Origin of the sequence: Candidatus Dactylopiibacterium carminicum, from assembly GCF_014736495.1 — a bacterium.
In the GTDB taxonomy this organism is placed as follows: domain Bacteria; phylum Pseudomonadota; class Gammaproteobacteria; order Burkholderiales; family Rhodocyclaceae; genus Uliginosibacterium; species Uliginosibacterium carminicum.
Map to the genome: position 1 here is coordinate 1 of NZ_MDUX01000048.1, position 20,889 is coordinate 20,889.

Annotated in this window: 23 protein-coding genes and 2 tRNA genes; 13 read left to right on the forward strand and 12 right to left on the reverse strand. The window is 60.2% G+C overall.

Translation table 11 applies throughout. From position 1 onward, the window contains the following. Window positions 1–107 (reverse strand): transposase (locus tag BGI27_RS13140; protein WP_141239830.1); only part of this gene is annotated, 107 nt, incomplete at its 3' end. Window positions 108–144: 37 nt separating this feature from the next. On the opposite strand from BGI27_RS13140, the gene BGI27_RS13145 reads away from it, so the two are divergent. After that, entirely contained in the window at window positions 145–519 is a 375-nt protein-coding gene (locus tag BGI27_RS13145) for a YqiA/YcfP family alpha/beta fold hydrolase (RefSeq protein WP_095525318.1), read from the forward strand. Here the strand turns inward: BGI27_RS13145 and BGI27_RS13150 are convergent, their stop codons facing one another. The 3 genes from BGI27_RS13150 to dusA all read right to left on the reverse strand — a co-directional run bounded on the left by BGI27_RS13150 (window position 520) and on the right by dusA (window position 3,454). Next, window positions 520–1,122 (reverse strand): response regulator, encoded by a 603-nt coding sequence (locus BGI27_RS13150; protein WP_095525319.1) that lies wholly within the window; start codon window positions 1,120–1,122, stop codon window positions 520–522. A gap of 152 nt (window positions 1,123–1,274) precedes the next feature. After that, window positions 1,275–2,366 carry a redox-regulated ATPase YchF gene (ychF, locus tag BGI27_RS13155; RefSeq protein ID WP_095525320.1) on the reverse strand — a complete coding sequence of 364 codons (1,092 nt, stop codon included), beginning with the start codon at window positions 2,364–2,366 and terminating at the stop codon, window positions 1,275–1,277. A gap of 98 nt (window positions 2,367–2,464) precedes the next feature. Next, window positions 2,465–3,454: a tRNA dihydrouridine(20/20a) synthase DusA gene (dusA, locus tag BGI27_RS13160; protein WP_095525321.1), complete on the reverse strand. Its 990-nt coding sequence runs from the start codon at window positions 3,452–3,454 to the stop codon at window positions 2,465–2,467. Window positions 3,455–3,514: 60 nt separating this feature from the next. On the opposite strand from dusA, the gene bamE reads away from it, so the two are divergent. Next, window positions 3,515–3,994: an outer membrane protein assembly factor BamE domain-containing protein gene (gene bamE / locus BGI27_RS13165; RefSeq protein ID WP_095525322.1), complete on the forward strand. Its 480-nt coding sequence runs from the start codon at window positions 3,515–3,517 to the stop codon at window positions 3,992–3,994. Between the two features lie 562 nt (window positions 3,995–4,556). Beyond that, window positions 4,557–5,477: a LysR family transcriptional regulator gene (locus BGI27_RS13170; protein WP_095525323.1), complete on the forward strand. Its 921-nt coding sequence runs from the start codon at window positions 4,557–4,559 to the stop codon at window positions 5,475–5,477. Window positions 5,478–5,492: 15 nt separating this feature from the next. Here BGI27_RS13170 and BGI27_RS13175 read toward each other — a convergent pair whose 3' ends face one another. From BGI27_RS13175 to mutM, 4 genes are all read right to left on the reverse strand, one after another. Then, a complete protein-coding gene (locus tag BGI27_RS13175) occupies window positions 5,493–6,242 on the reverse strand; it encodes an anaerobic ribonucleoside-triphosphate reductase activating protein (protein WP_095525324.1) in 750 nt (249 codons plus the stop codon). Window positions 6,243–6,320: 78 nt separating this feature from the next. After that, a tRNA-Leu gene (locus BGI27_RS13180) sits at window positions 6,321–6,405 on the reverse strand. A 42-nt stretch (window positions 6,406–6,447) separates the two neighbouring features. Further along, window positions 6,448–8,409: a dynamin family protein gene (locus tag BGI27_RS13185; RefSeq protein WP_095525325.1), complete on the reverse strand. Its 1,962-nt coding sequence runs from the start codon at window positions 8,407–8,409 to the stop codon at window positions 6,448–6,450. A 135-nt stretch (window positions 8,410–8,544) separates the two neighbouring features. Beyond that, entirely contained in the window at window positions 8,545–9,372 is an 828-nt protein-coding gene (gene mutM, locus BGI27_RS13190; protein WP_095525326.1) for a bifunctional DNA-formamidopyrimidine glycosylase/DNA-(apurinic or apyrimidinic site) lyase, read from the reverse strand. A gap of 88 nt (window positions 9,373–9,460) precedes the next feature. Here mutM and BGI27_RS13195 point away from each other — a divergent pair, with 88 nt between their 5' ends. The 7 genes from BGI27_RS13195 (at window position 9,461) to pth (ending at window position 14,967) form a co-directional block, all read left to right on the forward strand. Further along, a complete protein-coding gene (locus tag BGI27_RS13195; RefSeq protein WP_095525327.1) occupies window positions 9,461–11,080 on the forward strand; it encodes a tetratricopeptide repeat protein in 1,620 nt (539 codons plus the stop codon). A gap of 3 nt (window positions 11,081–11,083) precedes the next feature. Beyond that, window positions 11,084–11,644: a lipoprotein insertase outer membrane protein LolB gene (lolB, locus tag BGI27_RS13200; RefSeq protein WP_095525328.1), complete on the forward strand. Its 561-nt coding sequence runs from the start codon at window positions 11,084–11,086 to the stop codon at window positions 11,642–11,644. 5 nt (window positions 11,645–11,649) lie between these two features. Next, window positions 11,650–12,519 (forward strand): 4-(cytidine 5'-diphospho)-2-C-methyl-D-erythritol kinase, encoded by an 870-nt coding sequence (ispE, locus tag BGI27_RS13205; protein ID WP_095525344.1) that lies wholly within the window; start codon window positions 11,650–11,652, stop codon window positions 12,517–12,519. Window positions 12,520–12,563: 44 nt separating this feature from the next. After that, window positions 12,564–12,637: transfer RNA gene (locus BGI27_RS13210), tRNA-Gln, on the forward strand. Window positions 12,638–12,718: 81 nt separating this feature from the next. Then, window positions 12,719–13,675, forward strand: coding sequence for a ribose-phosphate pyrophosphokinase (locus tag BGI27_RS13215; RefSeq protein ID WP_095525329.1), 957 nt, complete (start codon window positions 12,719–12,721; stop codon window positions 13,673–13,675). A gap of 90 nt (window positions 13,676–13,765) precedes the next feature. Beyond that, window positions 13,766–14,389 carry a 50S ribosomal protein L25/general stress protein Ctc gene (locus BGI27_RS13220; protein ID WP_095525330.1) on the forward strand — a complete coding sequence of 208 codons (624 nt, stop codon included), beginning with the start codon at window positions 13,766–13,768 and terminating at the stop codon, window positions 14,387–14,389. After that, the gene (gene pth / locus BGI27_RS13225) at window positions 14,389–14,967 is read left to right on the forward strand and encodes an aminoacyl-tRNA hydrolase (protein ID WP_095525331.1); all 579 of its coding nucleotides are present in this window, start codon (window positions 14,389–14,391) and stop codon (window positions 14,965–14,967) included. The genes BGI27_RS13220 and pth overlap by 1 nt, the downstream gene beginning before the upstream one ends. Here pth and BGI27_RS13230 read toward each other — a convergent pair whose 3' ends face one another. Both BGI27_RS13230 and argH read right to left on the reverse strand, forming a co-directional pair. Further along, window positions 14,968–15,333 carry a cupin domain-containing protein gene (locus tag BGI27_RS13230; RefSeq protein WP_223871798.1) on the reverse strand — a complete coding sequence of 122 codons (366 nt, stop codon included), beginning with the start codon at window positions 15,331–15,333 and terminating at the stop codon, window positions 14,968–14,970. A gap of 120 nt (window positions 15,334–15,453) precedes the next feature. After that, window positions 15,454–16,869: an argininosuccinate lyase gene (gene argH / locus BGI27_RS13235; RefSeq protein ID WP_095525332.1), complete on the reverse strand. Its 1,416-nt coding sequence runs from the start codon at window positions 16,867–16,869 to the stop codon at window positions 15,454–15,456. Between the two features lie 123 nt (window positions 16,870–16,992). On the opposite strand from argH, the gene BGI27_RS13240 reads away from it, so the two are divergent. Together BGI27_RS13240 and BGI27_RS13245 are read left to right on the forward strand one after the other, a co-directional pair. Beyond that, entirely contained in the window at window positions 16,993–17,970 is a 978-nt protein-coding gene (locus BGI27_RS13240; protein ID WP_223871799.1) for a sensor histidine kinase, read from the forward strand. Further along, complete coding sequence (locus BGI27_RS13245) at window positions 17,970–18,731, forward strand: LytR/AlgR family response regulator transcription factor (RefSeq protein ID WP_095525334.1); 762 nt, start codon at window positions 17,970–17,972, stop codon at window positions 18,729–18,731. The genes BGI27_RS13240 and BGI27_RS13245 overlap by 1 nt, the downstream gene beginning before the upstream one ends. 55 nt (window positions 18,732–18,786) lie before the next feature. On the opposite strand, the gene BGI27_RS13250 is transcribed toward BGI27_RS13245, so the two are convergent. Together BGI27_RS13250 and pyrE are read right to left on the reverse strand one after the other, a co-directional pair. After that, window positions 18,787–19,401, reverse strand: coding sequence for a hypothetical protein (locus BGI27_RS13250; protein ID WP_095525335.1), 615 nt, complete (start codon window positions 19,399–19,401; stop codon window positions 18,787–18,789). A 7-nt stretch (window positions 19,402–19,408) separates the two neighbouring features. Next, the gene (gene pyrE / locus BGI27_RS13255) at window positions 19,409–20,044 is read right to left on the reverse strand and encodes an orotate phosphoribosyltransferase (RefSeq protein ID WP_095525346.1); all 636 of its coding nucleotides are present in this window, start codon (window positions 20,042–20,044) and stop codon (window positions 19,409–19,411) included. A gap of 32 nt (window positions 20,045–20,076) precedes the next feature. Here pyrE and BGI27_RS13260 point away from each other — a divergent pair, with 32 nt between their 5' ends. Then, entirely contained in the window at window positions 20,077–20,862 is a 786-nt protein-coding gene (locus BGI27_RS13260; RefSeq protein WP_095525336.1) for an exodeoxyribonuclease III, read from the forward strand. Window positions 20,863–20,889 lie beyond the last annotated feature (27 nt).

Sequence of the window (20,889 nt, forward strand, 5' to 3'; positions counted from 1 at the left end):
ATGCTCACATCCAGTCGCCCGGCAACGTCCGCAACGCTATGTCCGCGATCGGTCACTTGCTTGACCGCTTCAATCTTGAACTCTTCCGTGTATCGCTTGCTACTCATAGACACCTCCACTTGGTTGCCAGCTTAAGGCTTCGAAGTGTCTAGTGAACCGGGGGCGATTCAGTATGGGCTGCGGGCTGTACTGATCAATCCGCTGGTGTTGCATGCCGGGCTAGATCCATCAGGGTTCATTGGTGAGCACACGATGATCTATAGCGATGAGTGTTTCCACTTCTCCTCGGAGCACGTGGCACAGGTCATCTCCATGACGCTGCCTAGCTTGCGCCAGCCTGAGAACTTCTGGTTATTAATTGAGACCGGCGATGAATTGCTGGATCACCGCCAGGCAGTGCTCCATTACCAAGGCGCACGCCAGACAGTACTGCCAGGAGGGGATCATGGCTTCAGCCGGTGGGCCGAGTTCCTTGACGAAGTGCTCGAATTTGCCAGGCTTCGGACTGGCGAAGTCTGATCAGGAAGCGCTTCCGTCCTGTGGAGAGCTACCCAGCAACAGGTTGCTGATGACTTCTATCATCAACTGATGGGTCTGCTGGCTCTTCTGCATGTAGCCATCAACGGAATAGCGGCGGGGCACGGAAAGATCGGTTTCCCATCCAGGCTGTCCCGAGCGAATCAGTATCTTTAGCTCATTGCGCTCCATCGGGCCACGTAGCTCGTTGACCAGACGCAAGCCTGCGTCGCGAGTCTCCATCATCACATCGAGCAGTACCAGATCGATCTGAGGCTCAGCCAGGATCATTTCCTTGGCCTGAGCTGCCGAGTAGGCGTGCAGAAAGCGGAACGTGCGATTCGCGACACGGCCGCGCCGTAGAGTCAATGTGGTGGCTTCATGAACCTGGGGCTCATCGTCGACGATCAGCAAGACCCAAGGAGCCTGCATGCCCAAGTATGAAGTACTGCCCTCGTCAGCAGTCGTCTCTTCGGAAAACGCAAACAGCTCATCGTCCTCGTCATTGGGGTGACTGCTGGGAGCCTGCGAGAATTGCATGCCAGAGGCGTGCGCAAAGGCAGGCTGCGTGTGACGGAAGGAGCGTGGAATGCGCAGGAGGCTCATCTGATGGATCGCTTCTGAACTGCCGGAGTGGCATAAAACCGGCGCACCGGTGCTTCCCTATATCCTAAGGCATATTCGGGTACGCCCAAAGACGTATGTCACCGTATTTGATTGTGATCAGGTGACGGAGGGAAGTATCTCTTGGTCAGAGATCAGACGTTGAACAAGAAGTTCAGGATGTCACCATCTTTGACGACATAGTCCTTCCCTTCCGCGCGCATCTTGCCGGCCTCCTTGGCGCCTTGTTCGCCCTTGTACTGGATGAAATCCTCGAAAGCGATGGTCTGGGCGCGGATGAAGCCGCGCTCGAAGTCGGTGTGGATCACACCGGCTGCCTGTGGCGCGGTATCGCCCTTGTGGATGGTCCAGGCACGTACTTCCTTCACGCCAGCCGTGAAGTAGGTCTGCAGGCCAAGCAGATCGTAACCGGCCCGGATCAGACGGTTAAGGCCAGGTTCATCGAGACCGAGGTCGGCCAGAAAAGCTTTCTTGTCTTCGTCGTCAAGGTCAGCCAGTTCCGATTCGATCTTGGCGCATACGGCAACCACTGGCGCGCCCTCCTTGGCGGCATGCTCACGCAGGCGATCAAGGTGGGGGTTGTTTTCGAAACCGTCCTCAAGCACGTTGCCGACATACATGGCCGGCTTCACGGTCATCAGGAAGAGTGGGCGGATCAGGGCCTTTTCTTCGTCGCTAAGCCCGAGCGTGCGGGCAGGTCTGCCTTCGTTCAGATGGGGAACGAGCTTCTCGAGCACGGCGACGAGCTTTTGCGCTTCCTTGTCACCAGATTTTGCTTTGCGGCCATCGCGGGCAATGGCTTTTTCGACCGAGGCTAGGTCTGCCAACGCGAGTTCGGTGATGATGGTTTCAATGTCTGCCAAGGGGTCTACGCGACCGGAGACGTGCACGACATGGTCGTCATCGAAGCAACGCACCACGTTTACGATGGCATCGGTCTCGCGGATATTGGCGAGGAACTGGTTACCCAGGCCTTCACCTTTGCTGGCACCGGCAACTAGGCCAGCGATGTCGACGAATTCCACGATGGCAGGCTGGATGCGTTGCGGCTTGACGATCTCGGAGAGCTGCGCCAAGCGTGCGTCTGGTACTTCGACAATGCCCACATTGGGTTCGATGGTACAGAAGGGGTAGTTTGCCGCTTCGATGCCAGCCTTGGTCAGCGCATTGAAAAGCGTGGATTTGCCAACGTTGGGCAAGCCAACGATGCCGCACTTGAGACTCATGGAATCACTTTCAATTCAGGGTGGCCGCAAAGGCCAAGTATTGGAGGCGGTATGCCGTTTCGGGACGGATTGTACCTGCCGTGTCGGATCCCGCGAAATCAGCCAGGCTGACGTACGCAGTTCCAAGCATCTTCCAGTAGTTCGGGGCCTGCCGTTCGCAGGGCGTCCGGATCGGACAGCAGGCGTCGATAGTTCTTTGCGCCGGGCAGGCCATTTGCCAGCCCCAGCATATGGCGGCAGATGGCACGCAATGGCGTGCCGTGTTCCCGGGCTTCGCAGGCAGCATAGGCGACCATGCCGGAGATGATTTCCCGGCGTTCTGGCTGCCAGGCTGGATCGCAGAAGGCCTGTTCCCATTCGGCCAGGATCCAGGGATTGTGGTAGGCCTCGCGGCCGATCATCACACCATCCATGTGCTCAAGCTGGACACGGATGGCTTGCGTATCGGCCAGGCCGCCATTGAGCAGAAATTCGTATTCGGGGAAGTCGCGTTTGAGTTGATGGGCTACTTCGTAACGCAACGGCGGAATCTCGCGGTTTTCCTTGGGTGAGAGCCCCTTGAGCCAAGCGTTGCGGGCATGCACGATGAAGGTTCGGCATCCGGCGCCAGCTACCATGTCGACAAAATCATGAACGAAGGTGTAATCCTCGATACGGTCGATGCCGATGCGGTGTTTGACGGTAACGGGAAGCGTGGTAGCTCCTCGCATCGCTGTGATGCAGTCGGCTACCAGCTTGGGTTCGTTCATGAGGCAGGCGCCGAAGGCTCCGCGTTGTACGCGCTCCGACGGGCATCCACAATTCAGGTTTACTTCGTCGTAGCCCCATTCCTCCGCCAATGCAGCGCAGCGGGCAAGATCTTCGGGCTCGCTTCCCCCTAGTTGCAGTGCCACTGGATGCTCGGCTTCTCCGAAGCGTAGATGACGCGCCACGTCGCCGAACAGAAGTGCGCCGGTGGTCACCATCTCGGTGTAAAGCCAGGCATGAGGCGCCAGCAAGCGGTGGAAGTGACGACAGTGACGGTCAGTCCAGTCGAGCATCGGCGCCACTGCGATGCGCCGTGGGGAGGGGGCTGCAAGATCGTTCATGGCGCGGATTCTACCGTTGCAGAGTAGGATTACGCGCTTGTTGAATTTCTGGAGTTTGTGATGCTTGGCAAGGTGCTGTGCGTGTTGGCTTTCGGCATGTTGGCCGGGTGTGGCGGTTTTTCCATGGAGCAGCTTGTGCCGGGGAAAACAGATCTGGCGTCTGTGCGCCAGATTCAGGAGCCGACGGCTGAGTGGATTAATACTGACGGCTCCCGTACCTTGGAATACGCTTGGTTCAGGGGGTATGCGCAGACTTGGATGCTGGATTTTGATTCGCGTGGCGTGCTGCTTGGGTCGCGAACGGTGGTTAATGAGAAAAGCGCGGCTCAGGTGCGTGTCGCGATGACGCGTGAAGAAGTGCGGCGCATTCTGGGAAAGCCGAAGCGGACTGAAGATCCTGTCGCCGAGCTCGGAGAGGCATGGGTCTATCCTTTGACCCAAGTTCATATGGCGGACGAGGTGGCTCCGGTGATTTATATCGAGTTTCATCCGCAGGTCGATGCGGTTCGCAACGTGTCCGTGCGAAATATTCTCAACTGATCAGGACAGCTCTTTGTATGCAGCCGTTGCCTTCTTCGGGTAACGGCTGCGTGTTGAGTCGTTGGCTACGCAAGCGATGGACGCTCGTCGTTTTCATTGCATAAGAAATTGTTTGTGGTAGACGAACACTCCAATGGCAGCCACTGCGTATGGTGTCAGTGTGGAGACTAGTGCGATCAGAATTTTGCGAGTCCTGTCGGATAGATGGAGGTGGGCGAGTGTGCCGCCTTCTATGGCGGTATGAAGCGCAATTTTCATGATTCTTTCCTTGCTTGGGCGCACAAAACCGCGGTCGCAGGACCGTGTGGTGCAATGATTGTCTCTGGGTGTGTAAGCGCGATCAGCAGCTCAATGGCTCTGGGCACATTGCTGCGTCATCGAAGGAGAGCTCGCGCGGGAGACTGGCAAAGAAATCGGGGAAAGCCGCCAGGCGCCTTGCGCTTGCCCCGCACCCGAGGGTACGGTTGGACATGGGGTCACCTCTTGGTACGAGATAGGTGATTGAACTATAGGTGAATCTCTGCTCGAATGGCATGAATTCATTGTTCGCCACAGACAAACAATGCCTGCTTTTTCCAATTTTTCAGAACTGCAAACTTTTCTGACTGTGGCGGAGCTGGGCTCTTTTTCAGCTGCTGCCAAACGCTTGGGGTTGGCGCGCTCCACCGTTAGTCAGCAGGTTCAGACCCTCGAGAAGGCGTTGGGCCTGTCGCTTTTCCATCGCACGACACGCCATGTGTCATTGACTGCCGACGGCGAGCGTTATGCGGCACGTGCGGCTGTGCTCGTCGACGGACTGGAGGTGTTGGCGACTGAATTTTCGCAGCGCGCCGGGCGGGTTGCCGGGCGCTTGTATGTGCAGATGACCGAATCGATTGCCAATACCTTGGTCTTGCCACGCATGTCGGAATTTTTACGGGCCTATCCGGATCTGGCCCTGCGTATCTCTTTGTCCGAGCGTGCGCCGGACCTGGCAGAAGAGGGGATCGACGTCGCCTTGCGATTATCGGAGAACAAGGATTCAGCCTACCGATACAAACGTTTTGGGCAGGTCAGTTTCGTCATGGCGGCCAGCCCTGCCTATCTGGCGCGTTTTGGGACGCCAAGGCATCCGAACGATCTGCTGCGGCATCAGACCATCGATTTTTTCGATGCGGATGCGGGCCGGCCGACAGACTATGTGCTGGTCAAGGGCAGGGAGCGCATTACCGTGACCGCGGACGGCGATCTCGCAGTCGACAATGCTCGCGCCGGACTGACCTGCGCGCTCGCCGGGCTCGGGATCTATGAAGACTTCGATTTCCTGCTGCGCCCGCATCTCGAGGAAGGCAAACTGTTGCGCGTGCTGCCGGACTGGCATCGCCCCGGTCCGGCCGTTGTGGCGTTGTATCCCAGCGGTAAGCAGCACTCCGCACCAGTTCGCGCTTTTCTGCGTTTTCTGGATTCTGTGTTGTCACCAGCCCTGAGGCGTGTTCAGGCCTGAGCGTCGAGATCAGGCTCAGCCTGGAGCCAGCCCGCAGATCTCTCCGCGGATGATCAGATCGGGATAGATCAGGCGTATGCGTTCGACCAATTGCGCAGGCAATGGCGAATGGGCCGGTAGTTGTGCGTTCGTCACGCCTTCACGCCGGTATTCCTGCAGCACGAAGCGGCGTGCACCGAGCTCATGCGCAAAATGTGCCGCAAGCAGGGCGGACTCTTCTGCGATCAGTTGATGATGCCAGGTCAGCCGGAATTCGTGATCCACGCCACTGGCCACGATCAGCCGTGCACTCTGGGTCGCGCGTGCTCCACTGTCTGGCGTGCCGGTGAGTTCGGCGTAATGCACGTAATCTGTCTTGAGGTCGAAACCGACCCAGTCGAGCAGCGGCAGTAGCCTGGTCAGCCGATCAGGATAGGCGCCCCCGGTGTGCAGGCCGGTCTTGAAGCCCAAGGCGTGCACTTCGGCCAGCGCGTCGCCAAGGCAGGCGTCGGCTGTTGGTTCGCCGCCGGAGAACACCACGGCATCCAACATCTGGTGACTCTCCCGGAGAGCAGTGACGATGTGTGGCCAGCCCAGTAAGGTGTCACCGCTTTTGCGGCGCTGCAATTGCGGATTGTGGCAGTAAGTGCAGCGCCAGGGGCAGCCACGCAGGAATACTGTCGCTGCACGCATACCCGGCCAGTCAACGCTGGATAGTGGCGTGAAGCCATTAACCAGCAGGCGTTCCTGCCAGGGAGCAATAGGTGGGTGGTCATGAAGGGGCATCGTGGAATGGCTGAGAGCTGCTTACGCTTCCCGCGACCACGTAATAGCCCCCTGCTGAGCGGCGAGACTTGTTGCTGATGGTACCCGGAGCGGGGGTCGAACCCGCACGCCTTGCGGCTCCGGATTTTAAGTCCGGTATGTCTACCGATTCCATCATCCGGGCGAGGGCGGGATTCTAGCCTGATTCGCCCGGATTATTCCCAGTTCAGGCGGCTAGATCTCTGGATCGTGCGGTCGGAGGGATGTGCTGTCCCAGCGCACGTTCTGCAACATGGCGAAGCCCGTCCAGTTCGTTGAGCTGCTTCAGTTGCGCCGATTCGGCTTGCAACAGTTCCCGGATCCGTTCTTCCAGCGTTCCCGTGGCTTCGTGTACCCGTTTGACACTTTCCAGGCGGCGCTTCAGTTGCAGCTGGTACTCGCGCACCTGGGTCTCCAGTGGGGCCATCACTACGCGCAGCCATTGCTCTACATCACGATTGGCAACCTCGAAGGTCCGCCGGGCCTCCAGCGCCACGGTTTCGAAAAAACGCTGGGTCAGCGACCCCTTGGTATGCGTGACCATTGAGGTCAGTGTATTGATCTCTTCGTTGAATGCCCGTTCGAGGCGCACGATGTCGCGTTCGTAGCGCAGTGTTGAAAAACCGCTGGGCGGCGTGAGCTGCAGGCCATGTTCGATGGTGAAGCGTTTGTACATTGCTTCGAGCATGGCAGTTATTTCCTTGATGTCCTGCGCGGAGGCACGCAGCTTGGTACGCAGGGTCTCGAAAAAGTCTTCCATCGCACTGCGCAGGTCGCGGGAAAAACTCGCATCACTCATCGCATGGCGGGTACGACGGGTTTCCGTGCGGACGGCATCCATGCCGATATGTGAAAAGACCTTGTTCGACAGGTTGGTGAATACCGTTCGCACGGCGTGGTACTTCTGCAGGCCACGGTCGAATTCATCCTTCTCCGTACGCACCTTGCGCATCATGTATTCGATCACGCTGTGGTTCTTGCCGCGCAACTCGCCAAGTTCCTTGAGCTGTTCGCGCAGGCCGATCAGGCGTGACTCCAGCAGTTCCCGGGCGCGAAGAATGATGTCCCCCAGCTCCTCCAGGGTGGAGTCGCGAATGATCTGCTGCCGTGTGGGCAAAAGGTCGATGGAGAGCGCATTTTCAAGCTCGGCGACGCGCGATCGCGCGAGCAGCGTCTGATCCTGGCTGACCTTGGCAAGCAGGGCTTTCTGGGCCGACACCGGGAAGATCTGTTCGGAGGGTACGTCCAGAATGTCAGCGACCGAGCGGACCTGACGGTCGATTTCCTCATCGATCTGCGCATCGGTGCGCAGGCCATCCCACAGCCCGTCGATCTTGTTGAGTACCACGACACGGCCATGCCGTTGCGTGCGCCCGGCGTTGACGTGTTTCTGCCACACCAGCAGGTCACTCTGGGTGACGCCGGTATCGGCTGCGAGGATGAACAGCACGGCATGCGCCGAGGGCAGCAGCGACAAGGTCAACTCGGGTTCCGAACCGATAGCATTGAGCCCCGGTGTATCGATGATGACCAACCCTTGCTCCAGCAGCGGGTGCGGGAATTGCACGACGGCGTGGCGCCAGCGCGCGATCTCGACCAACCCGTCGGCGTCCGGACAAGCGCCTTCGATGCCTCGCTCGTCAACCGGAAAGCCTAGAGCCTCCGCCTCTTCGCGTGGAACCCTGCGCGTCTCGCTGACGCGTGAGAAGGCGCGCTGCAGGCTTTCGGCATCGTTGAGGTTGATCGGTTCAAGAACCCACTCGTCCGGCACGCGGCGAAGGTCGGCGATACTCTCACCGCGGTTGCGTGTTTCGATCGGTAGCAGGTGTACGGCCGGCGTCTGTCCGGGTTCCCATTGCAGCTCGGTGGGACACATGGTGGTGCGCCCGGCGCTCGACGGCAGGATGCGATTGCCGTAATGGGAGAAGAAGATCGCGTTGATGAGTTCCGACTTGCCGCGCGAGAATTCCGCGACAAAAGCTACGACCAGCTTGTCTTCACGCAATCTGTCCAGGACGCATTTCAAACGCAAGTCGGTTTGTGCATCGTCGATATCGTTGTTTGCCAGCCAGGCGCGCAGTTGCTGTGTGGCGTTGCCGACTTCGTTGCGCCAGTGGGTATAGGCAGAAAAACTGTCAATCAGGGCCATCGTTTGGCTCCGCAAGAATGGTTGCAGGGCGAGGCGGCCGCATGCGCGAATGCCTTGCGGTTGCTGACGCTAGGATAGCGCCAAAGCTAGCTGTTCAGAATCATGGGCTTGGCGCTGAACTCCTAGCGGCGTACATCAGGTGCCCGGCGGTGTCCGTTGGCAGCGCGGGCAATAGAAGCTTGCCCGTTGCCCCTGAATCAGGCGACGAACGGTACTGCCGCAGTGGCGGCAAGGTTCATTGTCACGGCCGTAGACGAAGTACTGCTGCTGGAAGTAGCCACTGCTGCCATCGCTATGTACGAAGTCACGCAGGCTACTGCCGCCGGCCGCCAACGCATCGCGCAGTGTCTGGCGAATTTCGCTGGTCAGCCGGGTGCAGCGTGCAAGGGTCAGCCGGCCCGCCGGGGTCGCAGGGTGGATGCGGGCGCGAAAAAGGCTTTCAGAGGCGTAGATGTTGCCGATGCCGACGATCAGATGCCCATCCATGAGCAGTTGCTTGATAGGTGTCCGTTTGCCTTTGCACAGTGCGTGAAGGGCTGGACCATCGAAACCCTCTTCCAGCGGCTCGATGCCCAGGCGCGCAAGCAGTGGATGCCTGTTTGCGGGAGGCTCAAGCCAGAGCACTGCGCCGAAACGACGAGGATCCCGCAGGCGCAGTGCTGTGTTGTTGCAAACGAGATCGAAGTGCTCGTGGGCGACGGGCGGTGTGTCTGCAGGCACGATGCGCAGGCTGCCTGACATGCCCAGGTGCAGCAGCAAGGAGCCATGAGAGAACTCCAGCAGCAGGTATTTTGCGCGGCGTTTAACCGCGAGGATCGTCTGGCCGCACAAGCGTTCGGCAAGGTCCTCCGGGATCGGATAACGCAGCCGCGGCTGGCGTACGCGGACTCCCGTGACGCTGCGCCCTTCCAGGTTGGGGGCAATTCCCAGGCGTGTCGTTTCGACCTCGGGTAATTCGGGCATCGGACTTCCTTTCTTTTCATGCTTGCCTATTGGCACCTGCGTAGCTGCTAAGATCGTAGCCTGCCCTGCGTTGTGGTGTGTGCTCCCGATGAAGCCTTCTTCCGTTCGTGTCATTTCCCTGCTTCTGCTCAGCTTGTTCGCGGTTACGGCGCAGGCTGCGCCGGCGGCGTCGGCAAAGCGCAAACCTGCAGTGGATCGCGTGGAAACCCTGAGTTCCGCGCAGCTGCTCCAGCAGATGTTCCTTGCCGAGGTTGCGCTGGCGCGTGGCCTGCTTGCCGATGCGGACGTGCTGTACGGCGAAATGATCAAGCGCAGCGATGATGAGCGCATCATCCGTCGCGGCAACGATATCGCGCTGGCCAATGTGGCGCGTGCGCTGGAGGCCGCTCCCGTCGATGCGGAACAGGCGCTGCGTGAGCGGCTGCAGCGGTCCCAGGCTTCACGTGCCCTGATGCTGATGCAGTTGCCGGCACTCTATGCTCGGCAGGCCGACAAGCAGGGAGCCTTGCATGCCGTCGAACGATTGACCCAGCCCTATCTGGACGAAGCCGAGGCGCTAGTGGCGCGAGCGTTGATACGACGCGAAGCCGGCGAGCTGGCGCAGGCCATGAAGGATGCCCAGACGGCACTGGATCTGAGACCGGATTGGGAGCTGGCCATGCTGCTGCGCCTGCGTTTGGCGCCAGACAGTGCGCGTGCCGAACTGCTCCCCGAGCTCTACAGCTTCGTCCGCCGCAATCCGAAGGCGCTGGAAGCCCGCGTGACCTATATCCGCTGGTTGATGGAAGCCAAGCGTACCGGTGAAGCGCGGGAAGCCTATCTTGGCCTGCTGTTTGATGAGCGGGGCAACAACGACCTCGCCTTGACCATCGCGTCACTGGCCGCGCAGAACGAAGACATGCTTACCGCGCGTTCCGTCCTGCAAGGGTTGGTGAACGAAAATGCGGGTGACGTGGATCAGATGCGCCTGTTGCTGGGGCAGGTCAATGAAGAGCTGAAACTGGAGGACGAGGCCCTGCAGGCCTATCGTGCCGTGACGCCGGGTGCGCAATATGCCAACGCCCGCACGCGCCTGGCCCGGCTGCTGGCTTCAAGAGGGCAGTGGCAGGAAGCTGTGGCTTCCTTGCGCGAGGCTGCTGACCAGCTTCCGGCCGCCGCGTCGTCCTTGCAGCTGACGGAGGCCGCGTTGTTGCGCGAGGTGGGGCAACGTGAGCAGGCGTACCAACTGATCGCTCAGATTCTGGCGCGCGAGCCTGGCAACGAAACCGCGCTTTATGACGGCGCCTTGCTGGCCGAGCAGCTGGGGCAACCGGAGCTCATGGAAGCGAGATTGCGCCAGTTGCTGCAACGTCGGCCGGACCACGCACACGCGCTCAACGCCTTGGGGTATTCGCTGACGGACAGGAATATCCGTCTGGACGAAGCTCAGCAATTGCTGGAGCAGGCCATCGCATTACAGCCGGAGGATCCTGCGATCATCGACAGCCTGGGCTGGTTGCGCTTCCGTCAGGGGCGTCTGGATGAGGCGCTGGAGCTGCTCCAGCGTGCCTACACGGTGTTTCCAGATCCCGAAGTGGCTTCGCACCTGATCGAGGTGTTGTGGGCGCAGGGGCGCAAGGATGAGGCCCGGCAGCGCTGGCTGGACTCCCTGCGCCTGCAGCCGGATAGCGCCCAGCTGCAGGATCTCGGGCGTCGTCTGGGCCTCTAATCCATGTCCGCCTGGCGTTTTGCTGCTGCTTCGCTGGCGGCTGGTCTGTTGTTTGCCTGTTCGACCGCACCTGTCGCCCCAAGGCCCGAACGTTCCTCTTTGGAACGGTTCGTTCTTGATGGGCGGCTGGCCATCTCGCAGCCTTCGGGCGCGAATACCGTGCGCATCAATTGGGACCATGGCGCGCGGCAGGATCGCATCGGCTTCTATTCGCCGCTGGGCAGCCAGCTCGCCCTGCTGTCTCGTGACGATGCGGGTGCTCGTTGGGAGGCTGCCGACGGCGAGGTGACGGAAGCTGCCAGCATTGACGATCTGGTGGTGTATCTGACCGAGTTTTTCGTCCCTGTCGATGCGCTTTCACGCTGGGTGAGAGGGCGGGTGAGCGACCATGCGCGGGCGATCGGTCTGGATGCCCAGGGGCGTCTGCTACAAGCCGAGGATGCCGGATGGCAAGTCAGGATTCTGGCCTATGAGAATGAAACCCCCAATGCGTTGCCGCGGACCCTGGAGGTCCGCCGGGACGCCATGCGGGTACGCCTGGTGATCGAGGAGTGGCACCTGTGAGTGAGATTGGGGCGGATTTCCTGGACTGTCTGGCGCCGGCCAAGATCAACCTTTTCCTCCATGTGACGGGGCGCCGGCCCGATGGCTACCATTTGCTGCAAACCGCCTTTCGCATGCTCGATCACGGCGACAGGGTGAGGCTGCGGGTACGTGGAGACGGGGACGTCCGGCGCCTCAACGAGATTCCGGGTGTGCCTGAGGCGCATGATCTTGTCGTGCGTGCGGCCAGACTGCTGCAGCAGCGGACCGGCTGCCGACTGGGCGTCGATCTGCACGTCGAGAAACGCCTCCCCATGGGAGGCGGGCTGGGGGGCGGCAGTTCGGATGCCGCCACGGTGCTGCTCGCGCTCAATCGTCTCTGGGCACTGCATGTATCCCGGGCGGAATTGCAGGCTTGGGCGTTGACGCTCGGGGCAGATGTGCCGTTTTTTATTTTCGGTCGTACGGCTTGGGCCGAAGGTGTCGGGGAGACCCTGCGTCCCCTGGAATTGTCGCCGGTCTGGTATGTCGTTCTGGAGCCCCCGGTTTCTGTGCCTACAGCCGAAATTTTTTCGTCAAAAGAGTTGACGCGTAACTCCGAGATCCTCATAATGCCGGGCTTCTCGAGTCGTCAAGCGCAGGTGCTGGTCGATACGAAAGGCAGAAACGATTTACAACCGGTTGCGTGTGATTTGTACCCGGTGATCGCTGAAGCCCTGAGTGATCTTGCCGGTTTCGGTGAGCCGAAAATGAGTGGTTCCGGAGCGTGTGTGTTCTTGCCGTGTGCCGGGCGAATAAAAGCGGAGCTGGTTGTAAAGGCTTTTTCCGGTCGCTGGAAGATATGGTGTGCTGCCGCGCTGGATGAGCATCCCTTGTATGGATGCTGCAACGAATAAATGGATTCTGACCCTGCCAGAGCAAGGTTGATATGACAGATTTTTGGGGAGTCGCCAAGTTGGTTAAGGCACCGGATTTTGATTCCGGTATTCGAGGGTTCGAGTCCTTCCTCCCCAGCCCCTAAATATCGGGCAGGTCACAGTCGAGGCTGTCGGCCTGCCCGATTTGTTTTCAGCCAAGGCATTTCAAGAGGTGGTCATGGCCTATCGCAGCCTGATGGTCTTCACAGGCAACGCCAATCCCAAGCTTGCTGCTGATGTGGTCAAGCGTCTGGGTATTTCCATCGGCTCTGCCACGGTCGGACGTTTCTCCGATGGCGAAGTCAACGTCGAGCTGCTGGAGAACGTGCGTGGCAAGGATGTGTTCGTCCTGCAGCCCACGTCGGTCCCCACCAACGACAACCTCATGGAACTGATGATCATGGTCGACGCGCTCAAGCGTGCGTCTGCAGGCCGGATCACCGCCGCCGTGCCGTACTTTGGCTACGCCCGCCAGGATCGGCGTCCACGTTCGGCCCGCGTGCCCATCACTGCCAAGGTGGTGGCCAACATGCTGCAGGCCGTCGGTGTACAGCGCATCCTCACGGTCGATCTTCACGCCGACCAGATTCAGGGCTTCTTCGATATCCCGGTCGACAACATCTACGCCACGCCTCTGCTGCTGTCGCATCTGCGCAAATCCGAGCAGGCTGGTGATCTGATGGTGGTATCGCCGGACGTGGGTGGTGTGGTTCGCGCACGTGCCGTGGCCAAGCAACTGGAAACCGAGCTTGCGATCATCGACAAGCGTCGTCCGAAGGCCAATGTCTCAGAGGTCATGAACATCATCGGCGACGTGCGCGATCGTACCTGTGTGATCGTCGATGACATCGTCGATACCGCCGGTACCCTGTGCAAGGCAGCCCAGGCCCTCAAGGAACATGGTGCCAAGCGCGTGGTTTCCTACATCACCCATGCGGTGCTGTCCGGTGCGGCGATTGCGCGAATCACCGAGTCCGAGCTTGATGAACTGGTGGTGACCGACACCATTGCCTTGCGTGACGAGGCGCGTGCGTGCCCCAAGATCAAGCAGGTTTCCATCGGCTCTCTGCTGGCAGATACCATGCTGCGCATCAGCAACGAAGAATCGGTTTCGTCGCTGTTCATGGACGAATAAGTCGTACAGGTTTCGAGCGGCGTCTTCTGCGCCGCTTTTTGTGTCGGTGGCGCCTGGTCGCGGGTCGCTGCCTTTTTCTGGAGAAGCAACATGCAATTCAACATTCAAGCCGCCAAGCGCGATGCCAAGGGTAAGGGTGCGAGCCGCCGCCTGCGTCGTGTCGGTACCACGCCCGGCATCATTTACGGTGGTGACAAGGCCCCGGTGCAGATTTCGCTGGATCACAACGATCTGTTCCACATCCTGCGCAAGGAAGCCTTCCACTCCTCGTTGATCTCGATTGATGTCGAGGGCAGCAAGGAAACCGTGCTGCTGCGTGATGTGCAATGGCATCCGTTCCGCCAACTGGTGCTGCACATCGACTTCCAGCGCGTCGATGCCAACCAGGTGACCCATGTGAAGCTACCGCTGCACTTCGTGAATGCCGAGCTCGCTCCGGGCGTGAAGACTTCGGGTGGCGTGTTCTCGCATCTGATCAACGAAGTGGACGTCAAGGGCCTGCCGGGCGACATGCCTGCATTCATCGAAGTGGATGTGAAAGCGCTGGAGATCGGTGCTTCCCTGCATCTGCGTGACGTGCAACTGCCCAAGGGCCTGGAACTGGCCCACTCCACCGATGCTGACAAGGTGATCGCATCCATTGTCTCCATCCGTGGCGGCGCAGCAGCTGCTGCTGAAGGCGAAGGCGAAGGCGAAGCTCAGCCTGCAGCCTGATGGTTCAGTCGGCTCCGCGCCTGATCGTCGGTCTCGGGAATCCCGGGGCCGAATACACCGAAACCCGGCATAACGCCGGGTTTTGGTTTTGTGAGCGTCTTGCAGAGACGCTCGGGGTTTCGTTGCGCCCGGAGGCCCGCTTTCATGGTCTGATCGGGCGTAGCGGCGATACCTGGCTGCTGCTGCCGCAGACCTTCATGAACCGTTCAGGTCAGTCGGTGCTGGCGCTGGCGCATTTCTACCGCATCCTGCCCAACGAAATCCTCGTCGTGCATGACGAGCTGGATATCCCGCCTGGCCACCTGCGCCTGAAATTCGGGGGAGGGCTCGGCGGTCATAACGGTCTCAAGGACATCACCGCCCGTCTGTCTTCACAGGATTTCTGGCGTCTGCGTGTCGGTATCGGCCATCCTGGTGACAAGAACCAGGTCGCGAATTTCGTGCTTAATCGCGCCCGTCGTGAAGAGCAGGAGTTGATCGATGCGGCATTGGAGCGCGCTTTGGGGGCGTGGCCGAAACTCGCAGGAGGCGAGTGGGAGGCTGCCACGCGCGTGCTGAATGCCAAGCCTCCGGTCTGATCACGATTCCTTGCGGTAGGCGTAGGAAAAGTTGATCGGTGGCGAGGTGACCGAAAGGTAGACAAAGTCCACCTCGCTGTCATTCACGAAGCCATGTACCTCGCCATCGGCGAAGCGCGCTACGTCACCTGCCGTGATCGGATGCGTCGCATCATTGGCGAGCAGCAAGGTGCCGCGCCCTTCGATGGCGATCCAGATCTGTTCGGAACTGTTGTGGGTGTGACGTTTCTGTATCGCGCCGGGCGCAACGACCGCACGCGTCAGCGTGACGCGTTCTGAGAGCGAATTGTGCGGTGAAAGCAACTGAGTCGAAACGACGCCAGGATTGCTCAGCGTCTTGAATTCATTGGTTCCCAGGAATTCCACTTCGGTCTCCATGCATGAAAAATGGTCCCGCGATCCACCGCCCGCGATGACCAACATGTTCTTCATCTTTGGACGACCAGACAATGAAAAAGGCGGGATCTACCCGCCTTGTTGTCTGGCTTACTTCGCCAATCGCGCCCGGGCACGGGCGATGGCCGCCCGCACCTGCTCCGGCGCCGTGCCACCGATGTGATTGCGTGAGGCCAGCGAACCTTCGACGGTGAGCACACCGAAGATGTCGTCAGCGAGTTTTTCCGCAGCGCCTGACACATGAACCATGCAATTGCGCAAGGCTTCCAGCGGCATGTCCGGCAAATCACAGCCTTGCTGCTCGGCGGCACGCACGGCGAGTGCCACGGCTTCATGTGCGTCACGGAAGGGCAGACCCTTCTTCACCAGGTAATCGGCGAGATCCGTGGCGGTGGCAAAGCCTAGTTTGAGTGCTTCACGCATGTTTTCTGCCTTGACCCGGATGCCGGTGATCATGTCTGCATAGATGCGCAGCGTGTCGATCATCGTGTCGGCTGCGTCGAACAGAGGCTCCTTGTCTTCCTGGTTGTCCTTGTTATAGGCCAGCGGCTGGCCTTTCATCAGCGTCAGCAGGGCAATCAGGTGACCATTGACGCGGCCGGTCTTGCCGCGCACCAGTTCAGGCACATCCGGATTCTTCTTCTGCGGCATGATCGATGAGCCGGTGGTGAAGCGGTCGGCCAGATCGATGAAGCCGAAGCGCGGGCTCATCCAGAGGATGAGCTCTTCGGAAAGGCGCGACAGATGCATCATTGCCAGGGAGACGGCCGCACAGAATTCGATTGCAAAGTCGCGATCCGATACGGCGTCCAGCGAGTTTTCGCAGACTTCCTCGAAATCCAGCTCGCGAGCGACGAATTCGCGGTCGATGGGGTAGGTGGTGCCGGCCAACGCGGCCGAACCGAGTGGCAGGCGATTGACGCGGCGGCGCACATCGGCGAAACGTTCGGCGTCGCGGCGCAGCATCTCGTTGTAGGCCATCAGGTGGTGGCCGAAAGTCACCGGTTGTGCGATCTGGAGGTGCGTGTGGCCAGGCAGGGGCGTGGCAGCATGCTCCTCGGCGAGTTTGAGCAGGCTGGTCTGGAATTCGCCGATCAGGGCGAGGATGGTGTCGATGGCATCGCGTAGCCACAGCCGGATGTCGGTGGCGACCTGGTCGTTGCGCGAGCGCCCCGTGTGCAGGCGCTTGCCGGCATCCCCGATCAGCGCTGTCAGGCGCTGCTCGATGTTCATATGTACGTCTTCGGCATCCAGACGCCATGCGAATTCACCCCGTTCGATCTCGCCGGCGATCTGGCTCATGCCGCGTTCAATGTCGGACAAATCCTGATTGCTGATGATGTCTTGTTTTGCGAGCATCCGGGCATGGGCAAGCGAACCGCGGATATCTTGAACAGCCATGCGGCAGTCGAAGAAGACCGAGGCCGTGTAGCGCTTGACGAGGTCGGAAACGGGCTCGGAAAAGCGGCCTGACCAAGTGCCGTTGGCTGTTGAGATGTCTGACATAATGAATCGGCGGGATGCGAGAAAGGGAAGAGGCCTGCTGGGCGAACCATGGCAAACGCACAGGAAAGACCGAAAATTATAAAGCAAAGCTCGGATGCGACCGCGATCCCGGAACGGTTGCGCGTGCTGGTGCCGGATTTCCGCAATCTTGGCGCGATGCTGCGTGTTCTGGTGCTGGGCAATGTCCTGATGCTGGTGACGGTTCTGATCCGCACGCCTGAACTGGAAAACCTGGGCTATGCCTTCCTGTTCCTGGCTGGTCGGGTCGAGCTGCCGCTGATCATGTTTGCCATGCTGCTGTTCATGCTGGGGCCCTGGTTGGCGCATCTGAGCTGGCGGGACCTGACGTTGAGCATGGTCAGTCTGGCGCTCGGGGTGACGATCATCACGCAGTCCTGGTTGATGCCACCGTCGTCTCACGATGCGTACCTGCGCGGCATGCTCTGGGCGCTTGGTTCATCCCTGTGCGCCATGGCCTATTTCCGCTGGCGGCAGATATCACAGCTGCCGGCGCTGGGGGAGGCGCGCATCCTGGCGCTGACTGCGCGTATCCGCCCGCATTTCTTCTTCAACTGCATCAACGGCGTGCTGGGGGTGATCCGTACCGATCCGAAGCGGGTCGAGCAGGCACTCGAATCGATGGCCGAGCTGTTTCGAGAGCTGATGCGGGATGCGCGCGAACTGGTCACCCTGGGCGATGAGATCGACCTCTGCAATCGTTATCTGGATCTGGAAAGATTGCGTCTGGGAGATCGCCTCAATGTGACTTGGGAGCTCAAACATGCGCCGCTGAACGCCCAGGTTCCGCCGCTCATGCTCCAACCCCTTCTCGAGAATGCGGTATGTCACGGTATAGAGCCAAACCCGGAGCCGGGGGCGATCAGCGTCCGTATCGTACGGCGTGGCAACATGCTGGATATGCGTATCACCAATCCTGCCTGCAAAGTGGAGCGGCGGACCACTGGAAACCGTATGGCGTTGAGCAACATCCGTGAGCGTCTGGCTCTGTTTTTCGATGTGGAAGCAACTTTGACGACCGAGGAGCAACTCGGGGAGTTCAGGGTGCGGGTCCGCATTCCGCTGCGTAGAGAGGAGAAATGATGGAAACAGCATCGCTGTCGGTCTTGATCGTCGATGACGAGGCGCCTGCGCGTGAGCGCTTGCGCAATCTGTTGGGCGATCTTGCTGCCGAGCAGCCGACACGGGTCATCGGTATGGCCGGGAATGGGCTGGAAGCCCTGAGAATGCTCGAGAGCAATCCCGTAGACCTGATCCTGGTCGATATCCGCATGCCTGCCATGGATGGCATCGAGTTTGCCCAGCATGTGGCGCAGTTGCACCCCGTGCCGCGCATCATCTTCGTCACGGCCTATGACGAGCATGCGGTGCAGGCTTTTGAACTCAACGCCATCGATTACCTGCTCAAGCCGGTGCGTGCCGAGCGTCTTGGCGTGGCGCTGCAGAAGGCCCGTCAGGCTGCACCGCTGACCCGTGAAAGTCTGGATGTGATCGCAGAGCCGCGTCGCCATCTGACTTGCAGCGAGCGGGGCAAGATCCATCTGATCCCGATTTCAGATGTCCTGTTCCTGAAGGCGGAGCTCAAATATGTGACGGCACGTACGGCCGGGCGTGAGTATCTGCTGGAAGAGTCGTTGGTTCAGCTGGAGCAGGAGTTCCCGGAGCGCTTCGTGCGTATCCACCGCAATTGCCTGGTGTCTCGGGGGGCGGTGGTGGGATTCGAGCGTTCTGTCGGCGAAGACGGGGGAGAAGGCTACTGGAGCGTTCGCCTGAATGGACTGACGGAGCTGCTGCCGATCAGTCGTCGGCAATGGGCCAACGTCCGGGCTGTTCTGGGCGACTGATGGTTCTTGCTTGAACGGAAAACGGCGCCTTGGGGCGCCGTTGGCTTGTCGGCGCTCAGCGTGGCTGCGTGCTCGTAGTGGGGCCGACCAGCTCGACATAGCGTTTGCGGTCAGCCTTGAACCGTTCGGTGATGGCGCGCGACTCGCGCTCCTTGCCTTGGATCACGGACTGGATCGCATTGATCTCGGATTCCAGCGTATTGATGTTTTCCTGCAGCGCCTTGGGCGGATTGCCATTGGCCGGCAGCTTCTTGGTGAACGTGGCGAGCTGTTCCCTCAGGGCCGTTTCACGCGCGCGTGCGGCCCTTATCTCACCATCGACATTGGCCAGTTCGCGGTCACGTCGGCGATCGAGCTCGCTGACGTTGGCATAGGATTCGAGCAGTACCTGATCGCGGCGACGCGCAGTGGCTTCCGCACCTGCACGTTCGCGCGCGGCGCGGAGTTCGGTGTTCCTGCGCGTCCTTTGTTCCGGGCTGAGCGGACCTTCGACTTCCCACACCACCCGGCCCCCAGGAGAAAGCTCACGATAGGCGCGGTCGAAGCAGATGGTCGGCAGCGCGTCGCTGCAGACACGCCGGCCGCTGTTGTCTTCGCAGCAGAACGTATTGGCCTGACTGGCCGTACCGTTCAGCAGCAGCAGGACGGGCAGGGCGCGCAGCAGACGCATGCAGGCCTCAGACGCCCCAGGTCTCGCGGTAGGCACGCACGGCGGGCAGGTGTGCCTGCAGGCGCGAATCGTCGGCAATGTACTGCATCAGGTCCTCCAGGTTGGCGACTGCGATGACCGGCACGCTGAACCGTTCGGCAACTTCCTGAGCCGCGCTTTGCGTACCGGTGCCGCGTTCCATGCGATCGATGGCGATCACCACGCCAGCAAGCTCGGCGCCCGCCGCGCGGATGATCTCCACGGATTCTCGCACCGAGGTGCCCGCGGAGATGACGTCGTCTATCACCAGAACCTTGCCCTTCAGCGGTGCACCGACCAGCGTGCCGCCTTCGCCATGGTCCTTGGCTTCCTTGCGGTTGAAGCAGAAGGGGATGTTGCGGCCTTGTGCTGCGAGCTGGATGGCCGTACCTGCTGCCAATGGAATACCCTTGTAGGCCGGGCCGAAAAGCACGTCGAAAGCGATACCGCTTGCACGGATGGCTTCGGCGTAATAGCCACAAAGCTCTGCGAAGGATGCGCCGTCATCGAACAGCGCCGAATTGAAGAAATAGGGGGAGAGGCGCCCGGCCTTGGTCTTGAATTCACCAAAGCGGAGCACGCCCTTGTGCTCTGCGAGCGCGAGAAACTTGCGGCTAAAATCCACGATCATGATCATAGGTTGGGGGAATCCGAGGAATGTTACGCGTCATCACTGCCAACCTCAACGGCGTGCGCTCTGCAGCGACCAAAGGCTTCTATGACTGGCTGGCACAGCAATCGGCCGATGTCGTCTGCTTGCAGGAACTCAAGGCCCAGGCCGCAGACATGAGCGAAATCATGCTGGCGCCATCCGGCTATACCGGTCATTTCCACTACGCCGAAAAGAAAGGCTACAGCGGTGTCGCGGTCTACGCGCGTCAGCAGCCCACCCGTGTGCTGGTGGGTATCGATGTGGTCGAGTTCGATGCCGAGGGGCGTTACCTGCAAGCGGATTTCGACACGGCGCGCGGCGCATTGTCGGTCGTTTCCCTGTACCTGCCATCCGGCTCCAGCCCAGAGGAACGCCAGCAGGCCAAATTCCGTTTCATGGACGTTTTCGCGCCGCGCATGGAAAGCCTGCGTGGCAGCGGGCGCGAAGTGATCATCTGCGCGGACTGGAACATCGCCCATCGCGAGATCGACCTGCGGAACTGGAAGAGCAACCAGAAGAATTCGGGCTTTCTGCCCGAGGAGCGCGCCTGGTTGGGGGCTCGTCTGGAGACCGGCTGGGTGGACGTCTATCGCCGCCTGCACCCAGAAGCCACCGATGAGTGCTACACATGGTGGAGCAATCGTGGTCAGGCCTGGGCGAAGAATGTCGGCTGGCGTCTGGATTACCAGTTGGCCACGCCAGGCATTGCAGCATTGGCCAAGCAGGCGTCCATTTATAAAGCGCAGCGGTTTTCCGACCATGCGCCGCTGACCATCGATTACGATTGGTGAGTTTTTTGCATCATCGGCTCGTGCGCG